Below are 19,182 nucleotides of genomic sequence, written 5' to 3'. Positions count from 1 at the left end.
TACGGCCTGCCCTAAGGCAAGCCGCCAGACGTTACCAGGACTGGGTTGCTTTGAAGGAATCGAGGATGCCTTTCAGCTTGCCTTCGATTTCGTCGTTATAGCCACCGGACTGGTTGATCTCTTGCATCAGCGGAGCGTGATCACGGTCGACGTAAGCCAGCAGTGCGGCTTCGAAGCTACCGATTTTCGCCAGTTCGACATCCGCCAGATAACCACGTTCTGCTGCGAACAGAACCAGAGACTGCTGCGCGACGGACATCGGCGCATACTGTTTCTGTTTCAGCAGTTCGGTCACTTTCTGACCGTGGTCAAGCTGTTTACGGGTGGCATCGTCAAGGTCGGATGCAAACTGAGAGAACGCCGCCAGTTCACGATACTGCGCCAGCGCGGTACGAATACCACCGGACAGTTTTTTCATGATCTTGGTCTGGGCTGCGCCACCTACACGGGATACCGAGATACCCGGGTTAACCGCAGGACGGATACCGGCGTTAAACAGGTTAGATTCCAGGAAGATCTGACCATCGGTAATGGAAATTACGTTGGTCGGAACGAACGCGGAAACGTCACCTGCCTGCGTTTCGATAATCGGCAGCGCAGTCAGTGAACCGGTTTTCCCTTTCACTTCACCTTTAGTGAAGGCTTCGACGTAGTCGGCGTTAACACGCGCAGCACGCTCCAGCAGACGAGAGTGGAGGTAGAATACGTCGCCCGGGAATGCTTCACGTCCTGGCGGACGACGGAGCAGCAGGGAGATCTGACGGTAAGCAACAGCCTGTTTAGACAGGTCATCGTAAATGATCAGCGCATCTTCGCCGCGGTCACGGAAGTATTCGCCCATTGCGCAACCGGCATACGGCGCCAGATATTGCAGCGCAGCGGATTCGGACGCGGTCGCCACCACAACAATGGTGTTAGCCAGCGCGCCGTGCTCTTCCAGTTTACGCACCACGTTAGAGATGGTGGACGCTTTCTGGCCGATAGCGACATAGATACATTTGATGCCGGAGTCGCGCTGGTTGATGATGGCGTCGATAGCCAGCGCGGTTTTACCGGTCTGACGGTCACCGATGATCAGTTCACGCTGACCACGACCGATTGGGATCATGGAGTCAACGGCTTTATAGCCGGTCTGCACCGGCTGATCGACAGACTGACGATCGATAACGCCCGGCGCAATCGCTTCAACGGCAGAGAAGCCGTCATTATCAACCGGACCTTTACCGTCAATTGGCGCACCCAGGGTGTTTACCACACGTCCCAGCAGGCCGCGGCCAACCGGAACTTCCAGGATACGACCCGTACATTTAACCTTCATGCCTTCGGCAAGGTCAGCGTATGGACCCATGACTACCGCACCCACGGAGTCGCGCTCCAGGTTCAGTGCGATAGCGTAACGGTTACCCGGCAGGGAGATCATTTCACCCTGCATACAATCGGCCAGGCCGTGAATGCGGATAACACCGTCACTGACAGAAACAATAGTACCTTCGTTGTGAGCTTCGCTCACCACATTGAACTGAGCAATGCGCTGCTTGATCAGTTCGCTGATTTCGGTGGAATTCAGTTGCATGCTCCAGTCCCCTTAAGACTGCAAGACGTCTGCAAGGCGCTCAAGACGGCCGCGTACGCTGCCATCAATGACCATATCACCCGCCCGGATGATAACGCCTGCCATTACAGACTTATCGATTTTGCAATTCAGCTTCACTTTGCGTGACAGACGTTTTTCCATCGCGGCGCTGATTTTCGAAAGCTGCTCTTCACTCAATGCGGTTGCCGACGTAACTTCTACCTCGGAGGTAGCTTCACTGGCGGCACGCAGATGAATAAACTGCTCCAGAACATCCGGGAGCGCGTTCAGACGATTATTTTCAGCCATCACCCGAATCAGGTTCTGACCGTTTTCGTCTAACTGCTCACCGCAGACTGCGATAAACGACTCAGCGAGCGTTTCCGGCGCCAGCGCGCCAGAGAGAAGCTCTGCCATTTGTTCGTTCTTGGTTACCTCGGCGGCAAACGCCAGCATATCCTGCCAGCGCTCTACACTTTGGTGTTCAACGGCAAAGTCAAAAGCTGCTTTGGCGTAGGGGCGAGCTACCGTAACAAATTCAGACATCAGCCCCTCCCTCCTTACAGTTCAGCGACAAGTTTATCCACGATGTCGCTGTTAGCAGCTTCATCCACGGAACGTTCGATGATCTTCTCGGCGCCAGCAACAGCCAGGATAGCAACTTGCTTACGCAGCTCTTCACGGGCGCGTTTACGCTCGGCTTCAATTTCCGCCTGCGCCTGCGCCACGATTTTAGTACGTTCCTGCTCTGCTTCAGTTTTGGCTTCGTCCAGGATCTGAGCGCGGCGTTTGTTTGCCTGCTCGATGATTACCTGAGCTTCCGCTTTCGCTTTTTTCAGCTGGTCGGTCGCGCTGGCCTTTGCAAGGTCAAGATCCTTATGTGCTCGTTCAGCAGAAGCGAGACCGTCAGCAATTTCTTTCTGACGTTTCTCGATGGCTGCCATTAACGGCGGCCATACGTACTTCATGCAAAACCAGACAAAGAGAATAAACGCGATGGCCTGGCCGAGGATTGTTGCGTTAAGATTCACAGCACAATGCCTCTATCTAGTTAACCTTCTGATATTGCTCTTAATTCAAGCAACGCTTACTACGCGACAGCGAACATCACGTACAGACCCAGACCTACAGCGATCATCGGGATAGCATCCACCAGACCCATAACGATAAAGAACTGAGTACGCAGCAGAGGAATCAGATCAGGTTGACGCGCCGCGCCTTCCAGGAATTTACCCCCGAGGATGCCGATACCGATCGCAGCACCGATTGCCGCCAGACCCATCATCACAGCGGCAGCCATGTACAGCAGATCCATATTCAGGTTTTCCATGACAGTCTCCAGTTTGTTTCAGTTAAAACGTAGTAGTGTTGGTAAATTAATGCTCTTCGGACGCCATCGACAGATAGACAATCGTCAGAACCATGAAAATGAAGGCTTGCAGCGTAATAATCAGGATGTGGAAAATGGCCCACGGCACATTCAGAATCCACTGTGACCACCACGGCAACAGACCAGCAATCAGAATGAAAATCAGCTCACCGGCATACATGTTGCCGAACAGTCGCAGACCGAGAGAAACCGGTTTGGACAGCAGACTTACCCCTTCAAGGATTAAGTTGACAGGAATGAACGCCCAGTGATTGAACGGCTGCAGCGTCAACTCTTTTGCGAAGCCGCCGATGCCTTTCATTTTGATGCTGTAGAACAGAATAAGGATGAATACGCCCAGCGCCATCGACAGGGTGATGTTGACGTCAGCAGACGGCACCACGCGCGTTGCCGGCAGACCCAGCCAATGCTCAGCGATATACGGCAGCAGGTCGATAGGCAGTAAGTCCATCAGGTTCATAAGGAATACCCAGACGAAAATCGTCAGGGCCAGCGGCGCAATCAGCTTGCTTTTGCCATGGTACATGTCTTTGACGCTGCCATGCACAAAGCCGACTATCAGCTCAATCGCGGTCTGAAACTTGCCTGGCACGCCGCTGGTCGCTTTTTTAGCAACGCTACGGAACATCACCAGAAACAACAGACCCAGCACCACCGAGAAGAACATGGAGTCAATATTGAGCGTCCAGAAGGTGGCTGGGGGGTTCTGCGGATCCACCAGCGAGAAAGTACGCAGGTCCAACTGAAGGTTATTCAGATGGTGTCCTATGTATTCCTGCGGCGTCATATTTTCTGAAGCCATGATGCCTTTTACCCTTTGTTGTTAATTACAGCCGGCGCCAGTATCTGAACCACCAGCACCAAAACCCACGTAACGATCAGCGGCAAAAACACCGCCTTTAAAACCGCCAACGCCACCACCAGTAAAACCAGCATCGCTAACACCTTGAAGGCTTCACCGAAGGCGAAAGTCCAGGACACGCGGCCCTTAGCAGGTGTATGCGCCTGGTGACGCCAGGCAAATATCATAAACAACATATTAGGCAGTGCCACTGCCAATCCCCCACATACTGCGGAGATGCCCCAGAAGGGGTCTTTGAGGCAAAACAGCAATCCACTTGCTATTACCGCCAGAAACTGAATGAACAGAAGCTTACGAGCAACGTTTCGACTCACGAGCGACACAGACATCACGTTTTTACTCCTGCTCACTTCGAGGTATGCCGCGTGTCGTATAAAACGTTCTTTAAGACTTAGAGTCAAGCATCAAAAAGCGGTCAAATTATACGGTGCGCCCCCGTGATTTCAAACAATAAGTAGCCAAAAGGTGAATAAATGTTTAAATATTTTTCTCTGGCCCGCATTTTTAACTTTTAGCCAAAGTGTGAACGATCGTACAAAACTGCAAATAGCGCGAAAACACTGGCGATAAAGCGTGCACCAGATCACACATTAAACATATTCATGCTTACGCAATTCATTTACGTGTCAATTCATGCCTTTTCATCTTTTTGATATTTAAGCGTAAAACCAGGTACTGTTTTAAAAATACCAGCTTACACCTTAAAAACGCCCCATTGACATTTATAATAAAAATTTAACAAGCAAAAGTGATTTTTCGATTCGATTTTTAGCAGACTGATATTTACAAAGTTGATTACTCTCTGTTTTAACAAAAGAAGCGACGTTGTCATGTTGAAACGAAACCGTAAATCCAGAGTTAAATGTAACAACGCTGAAATGCGTTATACCTGTCGATTTTTAACACAAGCCGCGTCGTTTTTTTTCTATTTTTTTTGATAAAAATTAAACTTTGTTTGACTTAATAATCACCAGATGCCGCTCGCCTTCCAGTTGCGGAACGCGTAATTTTTCAACAGATTCGACGCTAAAATTGTCAGGTAGTGAGGCAATTTCATCCCCTGGCAATTGCCCTTTTAAGGCATAAAAACGCCCTTTCTCTCCCGGCAGATGGTGGCACCAGCTCACCATATCATTCAACGATGCGAAAGCGCGGCTGATAACGCCATCAAACGGCGGTTCGGAGGGATAGGCTTCAACGCGGCTTTGAACCGGCGTGATGTTTTCCAGTTTCAGTTCGTGCTGGACCTGACGCAGAAAACGTACCCGCTTGCCCAGGCTGTCGAGTAAGGTGAAATGCGCGTCAGGGAGAACAATAGCCAGCGGGATGCCCGGCAGCCCCGGTCCTGTTCCTACGTCGATAAAACGCTGTCCCTGAAGATACGGCGCAACGACTATGCTGTCGAGAATATGGCGTACCAACATTTCGTTGGGATCCCGCACTGACGTCAGGTTGTATGCTTTGTTCCATTTGTGCAGCATATCAACGTAGGCGACCAGCAGCGTTTTCTGGTGATCGGTAAGAGAAATACCGGCATCAGCCAGCAGACGAGAGAGTTTGTTGAGCACGGTCATTACCTGTTAATAATCAAATGCCCGATGCGCTTTCGCTTATCGGGCCTACAAATTTGTAGGGCGGGCAAGCGAAGCGCCCCCGCCAAATTAGTGTTATCAAGCGCTACGACGCAGCATACCTTGTTTTTTCAGCCATACCAGCAGAATGGAGATTGCCGCTGGCGTAACGCCGGAGATACGCGATGCCTGGCCGATAGACGCCGGTTTATGATCGTTCAGCTTGGCGATAACTTCGTTCGACAGACCGGAAACCTGACGATAATCCAGCGTGGCAGGTAGCAACGTATTCTCGTTACGTAGTTGTTTTTCAATCTCATCCTGCTGGCGAGCGATATAGCCTTCGTATTTGACCTGGATTTCCACCTGCTCAGCGGCTTGCTCATCTTCAAGCGCAGGCGCGAATGCGGCAAGCGAAGTGAGCTGCGCGTAGGTCATTTCCGGACGACGCAACAGATCTTCGCCGCTGGCCTCACGGGAGAGAGGCGTGGTCAAATGCGCATTCACTTCATCGGCGGATTCCGCAGACGGCGTTACCCATGTCGATTTCAGCCGCTGACGTTCGCGTTCGATATTTTCCAGCTTCTCGTTGAAGCGCGCCCAGCGTTCATCATCCACCAGACCCAGCTCGCGGCCCATTTCAGTCAGACGCAGATCGGCATTGTCCTCACGTAGCATCAGACGATATTCGGCACGGGAGGTAAACATGCGATACGGCTCTTTGGTGCCCAGCGTACAGAGATCGTCCACCAGCACGCCGAGATAAGCCTGAGAACGCGCAGGCGCCCAGCCCTCTTTGTCGGCGGAAAGACGCGCGGCATTCAGACCAGCGAGCAAGCCCTGCGCCGCAGCCTCTTCATAGCCGGTAGTACCGTTGATTTGACCAGCAAAGAACAGGCCGTGAATAAATTTACTTTCCAGAGTCGGTTTCAGATCGCGCGGGTCGAAGAAATCGTACTCAATCGCGTAACCAGGGCGAACGATCTTCGCGTTCTCCATACCCTGCATGGAACGGACAATCTGCATCTGCACGTCAAACGGCAGGCTGGTGGAGATACCGTTAGGGTAAATCTCGTTAGAGGTCAGTCCTTCCGGCTCAAGGAAGATCTGATGCTGGTTACGATCGGCAAAACGCATCACCTTGTCTTCGATCGAAGGACAGTAGCGTGGGCCGATCCCTTCGATCACGCCAGCGTACATTGGGCTACGATCGAGGTTATTACGAATCACGTCATGGGTTTTCTCATTGGTATGCGTGATGTAACACGGCACCTGTTGCGGATGCTGAGAAGCATTCCCCATAAACGAGAAAACCGGCATCGGGTTATCGCCATGCTGTTGAGCCAACACGCTGAAATCGATAGTACGCGCATCAATACGCGGCGGTGTGCCGGTTTTCAGGCGGCTGACGCGTAGCGGAAGCTCACGCAGACGGCGAGACAGCGGGATGGATGGCGGATCGCCAGCACGACCGCCGCTGTAGTTATCCAGACCAATATGAATTTTGCCATCCAGGAAGGTTCCGACGGTCAGTACCACCGCTTTCGCGCGGAATTTGAGCCCCATTTGGGTCACGGCGCCGACAACGCGATCGTTTTCGACAATCAGATCTTCAACAGCTTGCTGGAAGATCATCAGATTCGGCTGATTCTCCAGCGCGGTACGCACCGCCTGGCGGTATAAGACTCGATCCGCCTGAGCCCGGGTAGCGCGAACGGCCGGACCTTTGCTGGCGTTTAGTATCCTAAACTGAATACCTGCCTGATCGATCGCTTTCGCCATCAGACCGCCGAGCGCATCCACCTCTTTTACCAGATGTCCCTTTCCAATACCGCCGATCGCCGGGTTGCAGCTCATCTGTCCCAACGTGTCAATATTGTGTGTCAAAAGCAGAGTCTGTTGACCCATACGCGCTGCGGCCATCGCGGCCTCAGTGCCTGCATGACCCCCGCCAATAATAATGACGTCAAAAGGATCCTGATAAAACATGGTAATTGCCTCGCATAACGCGGTGTGAAAATGGATTGAAGCCCGGGCGGTGGATTCTACTCAACTTTAGCCGATGGAGAAAGCCCCGGGATCCGGGCTATTAAAAAGAAGATCTTTTTATTTAGAGATCTGTTCTATTGTGATCTCTTATTAGGATCGCGCCAGGCTGTGGATAACCCGGATCCTGTAATAAAGATCAATGCGTTGGAAAGGATCACTAGCTGTGAATGATCGGTGATCGTGGTCCGTATAAGCTGGGATCAAAACGGGTACTTATACACAACTCAAAAAGTGAACAACGGTTATTCTTTGGATAACTACCGGTTGATCCAAGCTTTCCACCAGATTTATCCACAATGGATCGCACGATCTTTACACTTATTTGAGTAAATTAATCCAGGATCCGAGCCAAATCTCCGCTGGATCTTCCGGAATCTCATGTTCAAGGATGTTGATCTTCAGTGTTTCCCCAACCTGTTTTGCGCCAGCGCCTTTCAGTTCCGCTTCTATTTTCTCAATCGCGCCGCAAAACGTGTCGTATTCTCGACTGCCAATGCCAATTGCGCCGAAACGTACCGCGGAAAGATCGGGTTTCTGCGTCTGAAGGTCTTCATAGAAAGGGGTCAGGTTGTCCGGAATGTCTCCGGCACCGTGCGTTGAGCTGATTATCAGCCAGATCCCGGAAGTTGACAGATCCTCTAATAACGGACCGTGCACCGTTTCGGTTGAAAAACCGGCAGCTTCCAGCTTTTCCGCCAGATGTTCCGCGACGTATTCGGCGCCGCCCAGGGTGCTGCCGCTGATAAGAGTAATGTCTGCCATTGATCGCTCGCTCAGGTAAAGAGGCTGCATTGTACTCTGTGAACGAGCTGGGATCTACCTGTGGAAAAATGTGGGATTAAAAAAGCCGATCATGGCTTGATGGTGCGCATGATCGGGTTCTGCAAGACGATCAGTGTCTCAGTGGACTGAATTTCATCAATTGTTTGGATCTTGTTGATAAGTACGTGCTGAAGCGCGTCGATTGATTTGCACATCACTTTTATAAAGATGCTGTAGTGACCGGTGGTGTAATACGCTTCCGTCACCTCATCCAGGCTTTCCAGCCGGGCCAGTGCGGAGGGATAGTCTTTGGCGCTTTTGAGGATGATGCCAATAAAGCAGCCCACATCGTAGCCCAGTTGTTTAGGGCTGACGTCAATCCGTGCGCCCGTAATGATCCCGGCCTGCTTCATTTTCTCGACGCGAACGTGAATGGTTCCAGGGCTAACGCCAAATTGTTTGGCCAGTTCGGCGTAGGCGGTGCGGGCATTTCCCATTAAGGCGTCAAGTATGCCGCGGTCCAGATTGTCGATCTGATAATTTTCCATCGCTTTTTCTTATGCAGATTAATGATTATCTCTATTTTAGCCATTATTTTTAACGAATCAAAACCGAAGTTAGCTTTTTATCTGTTGATTATTGAATAGTGCTCTCGTTTTGTTGCTTAATCATAGGCAACAGGACGCAGGAGTAAAAAAATGAAAACCGCTTACATTGCCAAACAACGTCAAATTAGCTTCGTGAAATCACATTTCTCTCGCCAGCTGGAGGAGCGTCTGGGTCTGATTGAGGTCCAGGCGCCGATCCTGAGTCGCGTAGGGGATGGTACGCAGGATAATTTGTCCGGCTGTGAAAAAGCGGTGCAGGTAAAAGTGAAAGCATTGCCTGACGCCCAGTTCGAAGTGGTGCATTCACTGGCGAAGTGGAAACGTCAAACCCTGGGGCAACATGACTTCAGCGCGGGCGAAGGGCTGTACACGCACATGAAAGCCCTTCGCCCCGATGAAGACCGACTCTCTCCGCTCCACTCGGTCTATGTGGATCAGTGGGACTGGGAGCGTGTCATGGGCGATGGCGAGCGCCAATTTTCCACCCTGAAAAGCACAGTAGAGGCTATATGGGCAGGAATTAAGGCGACGGAAGCAGAAGTGCATAAACAGTTTGGTCTGGCGCCGTTCCTGCCAGAGCAAATTCAGTTTGTTCACAGTCAGGAACTGCTGGCGCGTTTCCCGGATCTGGATGCGAAAGGGCGCGAACGCGCGATCGCCAAAGAACTTGGCGCCGTTTTCCTGGTGGGGATCGGCGGTAAACTGAGCGATGGCCACCGCCATGATGTACGCGCGCCGGATTATGATGACTGGAGCTCCGCATCTGAGCTGGGCTACGCCGGTCTGAACGGCGATATCCTGGTGTGGAACCCGGTGCTGGAAGATGCGTTTGAGCTTTCCTCTATGGGTATCCGCGTAGATGCCGATACGCTGATGCGCCAGCTGGCGTTGACCGGTGATGAAGATCGTCTGCAACTGGAGTGGCATCAGGCGCTGCTGCGCGGCGAAATGCCGCAGACCATCGGCGGCGGGATTGGGCAGTCGCGTCTGACGATGTTGCTGCTGCAATTGCCGCATATTGGTCAGGTACAGTGCGGCGTATGGCCCGCGCAGGTTCGCGAAAGCATTCCTGCTATTTTATAAGCCGTTAGCGCCGCCAGCGTCTCAGCAGGCGGCTTCGCATCCCGGTGTCAAAGCGCCAGATATGATCGAAAATGCGCATGATGCCGGGTTTGCCGTGCGCCGACATCGCCACCGCATGGAATCGATGCTGGTGAAGACGCTGCAACTCTCCCACTTTGCTCACCACGTCATCCGGCAAGCGCTGGGCGATAAAATCCGAAATGACCACCGCATCGGCATCAAACCATTCCCGTCCCTGCATTCTTTCAATAATGGCGCGAAAACAGCTGGCGATATCCGTGCCGCCGCGAAAACGTTGACTTAAAAAGCGGATGGCCTGCTCGATACCTTCCGGGCCGGAGAGTTCATAGCGCACAACGTCAGTGGAAAACAGCATAATAAAGCAGCGGCGGTTATCCGCCAGCGCAACGCGCATCAACGCCAGGCAGAACGCTTTTGCGCACTGCTCGTTAAATCCTCCCATCGAGCCTGAAGTATCGACGCAGACAATAAACGGTCCGCGCGGCTGCTCGTCGACATCCTGGTGTACTACCGGCCGTTCGGTCACTTTCTCACGCCACGCTTCGCCATGCAGGCGATAGGTGAGGAGCTGTTTTTCCACTAACCGGCGGTAAAATTCATATTCCAGCTCGGTGATGCCGAGCGTCGCCAGCTCTGGCGGCAACAGGCGCAGAATATCATCGCCTTGCTGAATACCGTCAACCTGCTCCAGCACCGTTGCGGGTTCGCGTACCAGTGTACGAAAGGTTTCCATCGGCGCGTCTTTTTTCGGTACCGATTTGGCTTCCCGCGAACGTCCCAGTTGTTCCGCCAGTTGCATTAGCTCCGGCTGGGCGGCGAGAAATTCGCCGTATTTTACGATCAGTTGATAATCACCACGTTTAAGCTGGCCCGCGCTCATATCCCACAGGCGGCCTGCGGCATTATCATTTTCCGCCAGCGTCGGTTCCAGTTGCCCGCTCAGCGTCATCCGTTCCTGAACGTCACTCAGCAACTGCTCGCGCTCTTCTTCCAGTAGTTGTTGGTTTAACGTGGTGGCCTGCACGACCAGACTTAACCGCCAGCGTTGCAAAAAAAGCGTGTGTAGCGCAGGGGTAAAGGTACTGTTGCTCTCCGTCAACTGCTTCGCCTGCGCGGCATACGGTGAATGCAGGCGGTGAAGCAACGCCAGTATTTGCGGCAGTTGCACGATGAACTGTGGGGTAGAGAGAAGTTGGCTTTGCTGATAACACATGACCTCTTCCGTGAGTTCCGGCGGAACGCGTGCGTCTTTAAGACGGCTGCGTAGCGCTTCCCGCCAGCGCGGGAGATCGGCGGTCACGGCGTTTTTTAAACGCGGAAACTTTTCAAAGAAAATGACCAGTTGTGGGGAAGCCAGTAGCGCGAGGATCATCTCTTCGACCATTCCCTCTTCGCTGACGGCCAGCATGGTATTTAGCGTATCCAGCGTCAGCATTGTTTCGCCTGGCGGATCTGTTCTCCTACATCCTGCAGGCTGGCCTCAATGCGCCCTAACCAGTCGCTGTGAATAAACAGGCAATGTTGCTGTTCGCTGAAGCGGGTATGCTGCTGGCGCCAGTCGTTTTCTAACGTTTCCAGCTGCTGTTTGATCTCCGCAGGCATACTGTCTTCAGCCGTTCCCGGTAACGCCAGACGGGTACCTTGTAGACTGATGTCGCGCACCACCAGATGTTGAGCGTTATCGACTTCCATATTCAGCGTTTGGGCAAAGCCGATCCCGTTCAGTTTGCCGCGGATCTCGCCGCCTTTGGTCAGCCAAAGTTCCAGCGCGCTGCGGTCAAAGGTAATATGGATCACTTCCATATCATGCAATTTGAGCGGTTTTTGTAGCAATAACGTCAACGTTGACGCACTGGCTTCCGGCGGTAAAGTGTAATGCGGGCGACGGCTGAACATACCGCCTTCTTTAATGACGGTGAAGGCGGTTTTATCGCTTTGCTGTTGCTGCAACTGAAGGCGACGCTGGACGATACCGCCGAGGCGAGTCAGCATGGCCTGCTGCTGCCAGGCGTGTCCGGTCATCAATATTTCCAGTTGCTGTTGCATGAGATTCAGACTCTGCGCGTCATACCACAAGCAATCTTTTAGCAGGATAAGGTCAATCGGCGCAACCGCGTCGCGTCCGCTAAAGAAGGCGCTGGCCTGTAACAGGCGGATGGCTTTCTTCCAGCGACGGTCGGAGACATAAGGCGCATTCGGCAAATTATCCAGCTGTTGGCGCAGAGTAAATATCAGCTCAAAGACCGGATCAGGGAGTGAAATCGCGCCGATATCCTTTTGCCACTGTTGATATTCTTCGTCGCTAACCTGTAACGAGGCAGGTACCGGGTTATCACTTTCATCCTGCTGACTGACCAGCATGGAGCGGAAATTGGCTTTATCCTGAACTTTATCCAGCCACAGGCGAATCAACATTCGGTCGTACAACGCTTCCAGGCTGCTGTCCGCTTCGGGCAGTTCGTTAGAGGCCGCCACCAGCAGCCGCATCGGAATTTTTTCCTCAAATGCGCCGTTGCGGAAATGGCGTTCGTTAATGGCGGTCAGCAATGTGTTCAGGATAGCTGGCCCGGCTTTCCAGATTTCATCCAGAAAAACGATTTCGGCTTCGGGAAGGTAGCCGGTCGTTAAGCGTTCATAGCGACCTTCATCTTTCAGCGCCTGAATAGAGAGCGGGCCAAAAACCTCTTCCGGCGTGGAAAAGCGTGTCATCAGATATTCAAAAGCGCGGGCGCGCTGGAAAGCAAACTTCAGGCGGCGGGCAATCAGACTCTTGGCGATACCGGGCGGGCCCAACAAAAAGACGCTCTCACCGCTTAACGCCGCCAGTAGGCAAAGGCGTATGGCATGACTACGTTCATACAGCCCCTTCTCAAGGGCGCTGCTCAGACGGGAAATTCTTTCCGCTAATAAATGTGGGTGAGCCATAATAAAGAGGCGTCCTTTCGACAAATGGATCATGCTAATTGCGAGTATAGACGTTTCACCACCGGGGCTGTAATCGTCTGACGCGCTGTTTATTTTTCTTTGAGCCAGGTTAATCTGGCTTCATTTAGGGGTACGATTTTATGATTAATCGTGCATACTGTGCGCTTTTTTGTGGGCCAAGGGACTAAGCACACATTTCATATCTATACACTCATTCATTCAAACTACATCAAGGCGGCAAAGGAGTGAATCCCCTGGCACTGACTTAAACGTGTGACTGGGGTAAGCGAATGCAGCCGACAAGGAGGTAGGGTGAAGGGTGACGTGTATAAACGAAAGATGAGTCTATGAGCACTGATAATAAGCAATCGTTGCCTGCGATTACCCTCGCAGCTATTGGGGTTGTCTACGGTGATATTGGTACCAGCCCGCTTTATACGCTTCGTGAATGTTTGTCCGGTCAGTTTGGTTTTGGCGTTGAACGAGATGCCGTATTTGGTTTTCTGTCGCTGATCTTCTGGCTACTCATCTTTGTGGTTTCCATCAAATATCTCACCTTCGTGATGCGCGCCGATAACGCGGGTGAAGGTGGAATTTTGACGCTGATGTCGCTTGCCGGGCGTAATACCTCGGCGCGCACCACATCCATGTTAGTTATCATGGGACTGATAGGCGGCAGCTTTTTCTATGGCGAAGTGGTGATTACGCCGGCGATTTCGGTGATGTCGGCGATTGAAGGCCTGGAGATTGTCGCGCCGCAGCTGGATACCTGGATTGTCCCGCTCTCCATTATTGTGCTGACTCTGTTGTTTATGATTCAGAAGCACGGTACGGGAATGGTAGGGAAACTCTTTGCGCCGATCATGCTGACCTGGTTTTTAATCCTGGCGGTACTTGGCCTGCGCAGTATTATCGCCAATCCCGAAGTGTTACATGCGCTGAATCCTGTCTGGGCGGTACGTTTTTTCCTTGAATATAAAACCGTATCATTTATTGCGTTGGGCGCGGTGGTGCTGTCGATTACCGGCGTAGAGGCGTTGTACGCCGATATGGGACACTTCGGTAAGTTCCCGATTCGCCTGGCGTGGTTTACCGTGGTATTGCCGTCGTTAGTACTGAACTACTTTGGTCAGGGCGCATTGCTACTTAAGCATCCGGAAGCGATTAAAAACCCCTTCTTCCTGTTGGCGCCGGACTGGGCGTTAATTCCGCTGCTGATTCTGGCCGCGCTGGCGACGGTGATCGCCTCCCAGGCGGTCATTTCCGGCGTCTTTTCGCTGACGCGTCAGGCCGTGCGTCTTGGCTATTTGTCGCCAATGCGCATTATCCATACCTCCGAGATGGAGTCCGGTCAGATCTATATCCCTTTCGTTAACTGGCTGCTTTATTTCGCGGTCGTGGTTGTTATTGTTAGCTTTGAGCACTCCAGCAACCTGGCGGCGGCCTATGGTATCGCCGTGACCGGCACGATGGTGCTGACGTCTATTCTTTCTACGACCGTGGCGCGTAAGAACTGGCACTGGAACAAATATTTTGTCGCGCTGATCCTCATCGCATTCCTGTGCGTGGATATCCCGCTGTTCTCGGCTAACCTCGATAAATTGTTGTCCGGCGGTTGGCTGCCGCTGAGCCTGGGTCTGATCATGTTCACGATCATGACCACCTGGAAGAGCGAGCGTTTCCGTCTGTTGCGTCGTATGCATGAACACGGTAATTCGCTGGAAGCGATGATTGCTTCACTGGAGAAGTCACCGCCGGTTCGGGTGCCGGGTACTGCCGTATACATGTCGCGCGCGCTCAGTGTGATCCCTTTTGCTTTATTGCATAACCTGAAGCACAACAAAGTGTTGCATGAGCGCGTAATCTTACTGACGTTGCGTACGGAAGATGCGCCTTATGTGCATAACGTTCGCCGGGTGCAGATTGAGCAGTTGTCTCCGACATTCTGGCGCGTGGTGGCCAGCTACGGCTGGCGCGAAACGCCAAACGTTGAAGAGGTGTTCCACCGCTGCGGTCTGGAAGGCCTTAGCTGTCGGATGATGGAAACGTCGTTCTTTATGTCGCACGAGTCGTTGATTGTCGGCAAACGCCCGTGGTATTTGCGTCTGCGTGGCAAGCTGTATTTGTTGTTGCAACGCAACGCCCTGCGCGCGCCGGATCAGTTCGAGATCCCGCCTAACCGCGTGATTGAGTTAGGTACGCAGGTCGAGATTTAACCTCCCATCAACATGCCGGGGGCCGCGTTGGGTTACCCGGCCTGGCCAATCCGTAGATTCCCACAAGATAATCGCCTGATTTCCGCTAGCGAAACGTTTCGACGGCGATCACAATTCTGTTACGTCATGATGGTTTTATGAACACATCCGGGGTTACACTGCGGCCAGCGAAACGTTTCGCTAGTGGAGCAGAAAAATGAAGAAAGGCACCGTACTCAACTCTGAAATCTCGTCGGTCATTTCCCGTCTGGGGCATACTGATACTCTGGTAGTCTGTGATGCGGGTTTACCCATCCCGAATAGCACCGCGCGTATCGATATGGCACTAACCCAGGGCGTACCTTCTTTTATGCAGGTGGTGGATGTCGTGACCCGGGAAATGCAGGTTGAGGCGGCGATTCTTGCAACGGAAATCAAACAACAGAATCCGCAGCTCCACGAAACGTTGCTCACTCACCTTGAGCAACTGCAGCAACACCAGGGAAACACCATAAAAATTAGTTATACGACACACGAACAATTCAAAAAATTGACTGCAGACAGTCAGGCGGTGATTCGCAGCGGGGAGTGTTCCCCGTATGCGAACGTCATTCTTTGCGCTGGCGTCACTTTCTGAGGCCGCTATGGACGCATTACTGCAACTCAAAGGGATCGATAAAGCGTTCCCCGGCGTGAAGGCTCTCTCCGGCGCCGCGTTAAACGTTTATCCTGGCCGCGTTATGGCGCTGGTGGGGGAAAACGGCGCCGGAAAATCCACCATGATGAAAGTATTAACCGGCATCTATACGCGAGATGCGGGATCGTTGTTATGGCTGGGTAAAGAGACCACCTTTAATGGGCCTAAATCGTCTCAGGAAGCCGGGATCGGCATTATTCATCAGGAACTGAACCTGATCCCGCAGTTGACCATTGCGGAAAACATCTTCCTGGGCCGTGAGTTTGTGAATCGCTTTGGCAAAATCGACTGGAAAAAGATGTATGCCGAAGCCGACCACCTCTTAGCCAAACTCAATCTGCGTTTTAAGAGCGATAAGCTGGTGGGCGAACTCTCTATCGGCGATCAGCAAATGGTGGAAATCGCCAAAGTGCTGAGCTTCGAATCCAAAGTCATCATTATGGATGAACCGACCGATGCGCTGACCGACACTGAAACCGACTCTCTGTTCCGCGTTATCCGCGAATTAAAATCGCAGGGGCGCGGCATTGTCTATATCTCCCACCGTATGAAAGAGATCTTCGAAATTTGCGATGACGTGACGGTCTTCCGCGATGGGCAATTTATCGCCGAGCGTGAAGTGGCCACGTTGACCGAAGATTCTCTTATCGAAATGATGGTGGGACGTAAGCTGGAAGATCAGTACCCGCATCTGGATAACGCGCCGGGTGAGATTCGCCTCAAGGTCGATAATCTGTGCGGACCGGGCGTGAATGATGTCTCTTTTGTGCTGCGAAAAGGCGAGATTCTTGGCATCTCCGGCCTGATGGGCGCCGGTCGCACCGAGCTGATGAAAGTATTGTACGGCGCGATGCCGCGAACCAGCGGTTATGTGACGCTCGATGGACACGAAGTGGTGACGCGCTCTCCGCAGGACGGGCTGGCCAATGGCATCGTTTATATCTCTGAAGACCGTAAGCGCGATGGACTGGTGCTCGGCATGTCAGTTAAAGAGAATATGTCGCTGACGGCGCTGGACTATTTCAGCCGCGCTGGCGGAAGCCTGAAACACAAAGATGAGCAGCAGGCGGTGGGGGATTTTATCCGTCTGTTCAACGTCAAGACGCCTTCAATGGAACAGGCGATAGGCCTGCTTTCCGGTGGTAATCAGCAAAAAGTGGCGATTGCCCGCGGGTTGATGACGCGCCCGAAAGTGCTCATTCTCGACGAGCCGACCCGCGGCGTGGACGTCGGCGCCAAGAAAGAGATTTACCAGCTTATCAACCAGTTTAAGGCCGACGGCCTGAGCATCATTCTGGTCTCATCTGAGATGCCAGAAGTATTAGGCATGAGCGATCGCATCATCGTCATGCATGAAGGGCATCTCAGCGGTGAATTTACTCGCGAGCAGGCCACCCAGGAAGTGTTAATGGCTGCCGCAGTGGGCAAGCTTAATCGCGTGAATCAGGAGTAAAAAAGATGACAACCCAGGCTGTTTCTGGTCGCCGTTATTTCACTAAAGCGTGGCTTCTTGAGCAGAAGTCGCTCATTGCCCTGCTGGTGTTGATCGCGATTGTTTCGACGTTGAGCCCCAACTTTTTTACCGTTAATAATCTGTTCAATATTCTTCAACAGACCTCCGTTAACGCCATTATGGCGGTGGGGATGACGTTGGTGATTCTGACATCGGGGATCGATCTGTCCGTCGGTTCCCTGCTGGCGCTCACCGGTGCGGTTGCCGCTTCAATCGTCGGCGTTGAAGTGAATGCGCTGGTCGCGGTTGCCGCCGCGCTGGCGCTGGGCGCTGCGATTGGCGCCGTCACTGGCGTTATCGTCGCGAAGGGCCGCGTACAGGCGTTTATCGCTACGCTGGTGATGATGCTGCTACTGCGTGGCGTGACGATGGTTTACACCGACGGTAGCCCGGTCAACACCGGCTTTACCGATAACGCCGATCTGTTTGGCTGGTTCGGTATCGGTCGTCCGCTGGGCGTTCCTACGCCGGTCTGGATCATGGCTATCGTCTTTATCGCCGCCTGGTATATGCTGCATCACACTCGTCTGGGACGCTATATCTACGCGCTGGGCGGTAACGAAGCGGCGACGCGTCTGTCTGGCATTAGCGTGAGCAAAGTGAAAATTATCGTCTATTCACTTTGCGGCCTGACAGCATCGCTGGCGGGCATCATTGAAGTGGCGCGCCTCTCTTCCGCGCAGCCGACGGCGGGTACCGGCTATGAGCTGGATGCTATTGCCGCCGTGGTGCTGGGCGGCACCAGCCTTGCAGGTGGTAAAGGGCGCATTGTTGGGACATTGATCGGCGCATTGATTCTCGGCTTCCTTAATAATGGTTTGAATTTGTTAGGTGTTTCCTCCTATTACCAGATGATCGTCAAAGCGGTGGTGATTTTGCTGGCGGTACTGGTAGACAACAAAAAGCAGTAACAACGACTACAGGACATCTGAAATATGAACATGAAAAAACTGGCTACCCTGGTATCTGCTGTTGCGCTGAGCGCCACCGTGAGCGCGAATGCAATGGCGAAAGACACCATTGCGCTGGTGATCTCTACCCTCAATAATCCCTTCTTCGTGTCGTTAAAAGACGGGGCGCAAAAAGAGGCGGATAAACTGGGTTATAACCTGGTGGTGCTGGACTCCCAGAACAACCCTGCCAAAGAGCTGGCGAACGTGCAGGATTTAACCGTTCGCGGGACCAAAATTCTGCTGATCAACCCGACTGACTCCGATGCGGTGGGTAACGCGGTGAAGATGGCGAACCAGGCGAAGATTCCGGTTATCACGCTTGACCGCCAGGCAACCAAAGGCGATGTCGTCAGCCATATCGCGTCTGATAACGTGCTGGGCGGTAAGATCGCTGGCGACTATATCGCGAAAAAAGCTGGCGAAGGCGCCAAAGTGATTGAGTTGCAAGGCATTGCCGGAACATCTGCGGCGCGTGAGCGTGGCGAAGGTTTCCAGCAGGCGGTAGCCGCCCACAAATTTAATGTCCTGGCCAGCCAGCCTGCTGATTTCGACCGTACTAAGGGTCTGAACGTCATGCAGAACCTGCTAACCGCGCATCCGGATGTTCAGGCTGTCTTCGCCCAGAACGATGAAATGGCGCTGGGCGCACTGCGCGCACTGCAAACTGCCGGTAAAGCAGATGTGATGGTGGTTGGATTTGACGGTACGCCGGATGGCGAAAAGGCCGTAAAAGATGGCAAACTGGCAGCGACTATCGCTCAGTTACCGGATCAAATCGGCGCCAAAGGCGTTGAAGTGGCGGATAAGGTGTTGAAAGGCGAAAAAGTTCAGGCCAAATATCCGGTTGACCTGAAACTGGTCATCAAGCAGTAATAAACGACACGGGTCAACTATGGCCTGATGGCGACAGAAATACGCGAGCCTCCGCTGAGGTGAACGTAAAAAAAAGAAAAGCAGGGCACGCGCCACCCTAACCGGTG

General features: G+C 52.7%; 18 protein-coding genes. 6 read left to right on the top strand and 12 right to left on the bottom strand.

Annotated features, from left to right (window positions below):
• Positions 1 to 31 precede the first annotated feature (31 nt).
• The 10 genes from atpA to asnC all read right to left on the bottom strand — a co-directional run bounded on the left by atpA (position 32) and on the right by asnC (position 8,755).
• Positions 32 to 1,573 (bottom strand): F0F1 ATP synthase subunit alpha, encoded by a 1,542-nt coding sequence (gene atpA / locus QEN31_RS23525; protein ID WP_001176751.1) that lies wholly within the window; start codon positions 1,571 to 1,573, stop codon positions 32 to 34.
• 12 nt (positions 1,574 to 1,585) lie between these two features.
• Positions 1,586 to 2,119 (bottom strand): F0F1 ATP synthase subunit delta, encoded by a 534-nt coding sequence (gene atpH / locus QEN31_RS23520; RefSeq protein ID WP_001288957.1) that lies wholly within the window; start codon positions 2,117 to 2,119, stop codon positions 1,586 to 1,588.
• A gap of 14 nt (positions 2,120 to 2,133) precedes the next feature.
• Positions 2,134 to 2,604 carry a F0F1 ATP synthase subunit B gene (atpF, locus tag QEN31_RS23515; protein WP_001052212.1) on the bottom strand — a complete coding sequence of 157 codons (471 nt, stop codon included), beginning with the start codon at positions 2,602 to 2,604 and terminating at the stop codon, positions 2,134 to 2,136.
• 59 nt (positions 2,605 to 2,663) lie between these two features.
• Positions 2,664 to 2,903 carry a F0F1 ATP synthase subunit C gene (gene atpE / locus QEN31_RS23510; RefSeq protein WP_000429386.1) on the bottom strand — a complete coding sequence of 80 codons (240 nt, stop codon included), beginning with the start codon at positions 2,901 to 2,903 and terminating at the stop codon, positions 2,664 to 2,666.
• Between the two features lie 46 nt (positions 2,904 to 2,949).
• Positions 2,950 to 3,765, bottom strand: coding sequence for a F0F1 ATP synthase subunit A (gene atpB, locus QEN31_RS23505; RefSeq protein WP_000135632.1), 816 nt, complete (start codon positions 3,763 to 3,765; stop codon positions 2,950 to 2,952).
• Between the two features lie 8 nt (positions 3,766 to 3,773).
• Positions 3,774 to 4,154 (bottom strand): F0F1 ATP synthase subunit I, encoded by a 381-nt coding sequence (gene atpI, locus QEN31_RS23500; RefSeq protein ID WP_000116685.1) that lies wholly within the window; start codon positions 4,152 to 4,154, stop codon positions 3,774 to 3,776.
• Between the two features lie 615 nt (positions 4,155 to 4,769).
• Positions 4,770 to 5,393: a 16S rRNA (guanine(527)-N(7))-methyltransferase RsmG gene (gene rsmG / locus QEN31_RS23495; RefSeq protein ID WP_001519938.1), complete on the bottom strand. Its 624-nt coding sequence runs from the start codon at positions 5,391 to 5,393 to the stop codon at positions 4,770 to 4,772.
• Positions 5,394 to 5,495: 102 nt separating this feature from the next.
• Positions 5,496 to 7,385, bottom strand: coding sequence for a tRNA uridine-5-carboxymethylaminomethyl(34) synthesis enzyme MnmG (mnmG, locus tag QEN31_RS23490; RefSeq protein ID WP_000499872.1), 1,890 nt, complete (start codon positions 7,383 to 7,385; stop codon positions 5,496 to 5,498).
• A 378-nt stretch (positions 7,386 to 7,763) separates the two neighbouring features.
• On the bottom strand, positions 7,764 to 8,207 hold the full coding sequence (mioC, locus tag QEN31_RS23485; protein ID WP_000763722.1) for an FMN-binding protein MioC: 444 nt from the start codon (positions 8,205 to 8,207) through the stop codon (positions 7,764 to 7,766).
• Positions 8,208 to 8,296: 89 nt separating this feature from the next.
• On the bottom strand, positions 8,297 to 8,755 hold the full coding sequence (gene asnC / locus QEN31_RS23480) for a transcriptional regulator AsnC (RefSeq protein ID WP_000433018.1): 459 nt from the start codon (positions 8,753 to 8,755) through the stop codon (positions 8,297 to 8,299).
• A gap of 150 nt (positions 8,756 to 8,905) precedes the next feature.
• Between asnC and asnA the strand changes: the two genes are divergently transcribed.
• On the top strand, positions 8,906 to 9,898 hold the full coding sequence (gene asnA / locus QEN31_RS23475; protein WP_000845121.1) for an aspartate--ammonia ligase: 993 nt from the start codon (positions 8,906 to 8,908) through the stop codon (positions 9,896 to 9,898).
• A 4-nt stretch (positions 9,899 to 9,902) separates the two neighbouring features.
• Here asnA and viaA read toward each other — a convergent pair whose 3' ends face one another.
• Both viaA and ravA read right to left on the bottom strand, forming a co-directional pair.
• On the bottom strand, positions 9,903 to 11,354 hold the full coding sequence (gene viaA / locus QEN31_RS23470; RefSeq protein ID WP_099949741.1) for an ATPase RavA stimulator ViaA: 1,452 nt from the start codon (positions 11,352 to 11,354) through the stop codon (positions 9,903 to 9,905).
• On the bottom strand, positions 11,348 to 12,844 hold the full coding sequence (ravA, locus tag QEN31_RS23465) for an ATPase RavA (RefSeq protein ID WP_000940991.1): 1,497 nt from the start codon (positions 12,842 to 12,844) through the stop codon (positions 11,348 to 11,350). Before ravA ends, viaA begins: the two co-directional genes overlap by 7 nt.
• Positions 12,845 to 13,191: 347 nt before the next feature.
• Here ravA and kup point away from each other — a divergent pair, with 347 nt between their 5' ends.
• The 5 genes from kup (at position 13,192) to rbsB (ending at position 19,075) form a co-directional block, all read left to right on the top strand.
• Positions 13,192 to 15,060, top strand: a complete 1,869-nt coding sequence (kup, locus tag QEN31_RS23460; protein ID WP_000102338.1) for a low affinity potassium transporter Kup — start codon at positions 13,192 to 13,194, stop codon at positions 15,058 to 15,060.
• A gap of 196 nt (positions 15,061 to 15,256) precedes the next feature.
• On the top strand, positions 15,257 to 15,676 hold the full coding sequence (rbsD, locus tag QEN31_RS23455; protein WP_000715944.1) for a D-ribose pyranase: 420 nt from the start codon (positions 15,257 to 15,259) through the stop codon (positions 15,674 to 15,676).
• Between the two features lie 7 nt (positions 15,677 to 15,683).
• Positions 15,684 to 17,189: a ribose ABC transporter ATP-binding protein RbsA gene (rbsA, locus tag QEN31_RS23450; RefSeq protein WP_000339359.1), complete on the top strand. Its 1,506-nt coding sequence runs from the start codon at positions 15,684 to 15,686 to the stop codon at positions 17,187 to 17,189.
• A gap of 5 nt (positions 17,190 to 17,194) precedes the next feature.
• Positions 17,195 to 18,160: a ribose ABC transporter permease gene (gene rbsC / locus QEN31_RS23445; protein WP_000211345.1), complete on the top strand. Its 966-nt coding sequence runs from the start codon at positions 17,195 to 17,197 to the stop codon at positions 18,158 to 18,160.
• Positions 18,161 to 18,184: 24 nt separating this feature from the next.
• Positions 18,185 to 19,075 carry a ribose ABC transporter substrate-binding protein RbsB gene (gene rbsB / locus QEN31_RS23440; RefSeq protein WP_001056260.1) on the top strand — a complete coding sequence of 297 codons (891 nt, stop codon included), beginning with the start codon at positions 18,185 to 18,187 and terminating at the stop codon, positions 19,073 to 19,075.
• Positions 19,076 to 19,182 lie beyond the last annotated feature (107 nt).

The organism is Salmonella sp. SA15303 (assembly GCF_029962125.1).
GTDB classification, from domain to species: Bacteria; Pseudomonadota; Gammaproteobacteria; order Enterobacterales; family Enterobacteriaceae; genus Salmonella; species Salmonella enterica.
The sequence above is the reverse complement of the archived record's forward strand: the minus strand, read 5'-3'. Positions and strand labels throughout refer to the sequence as shown.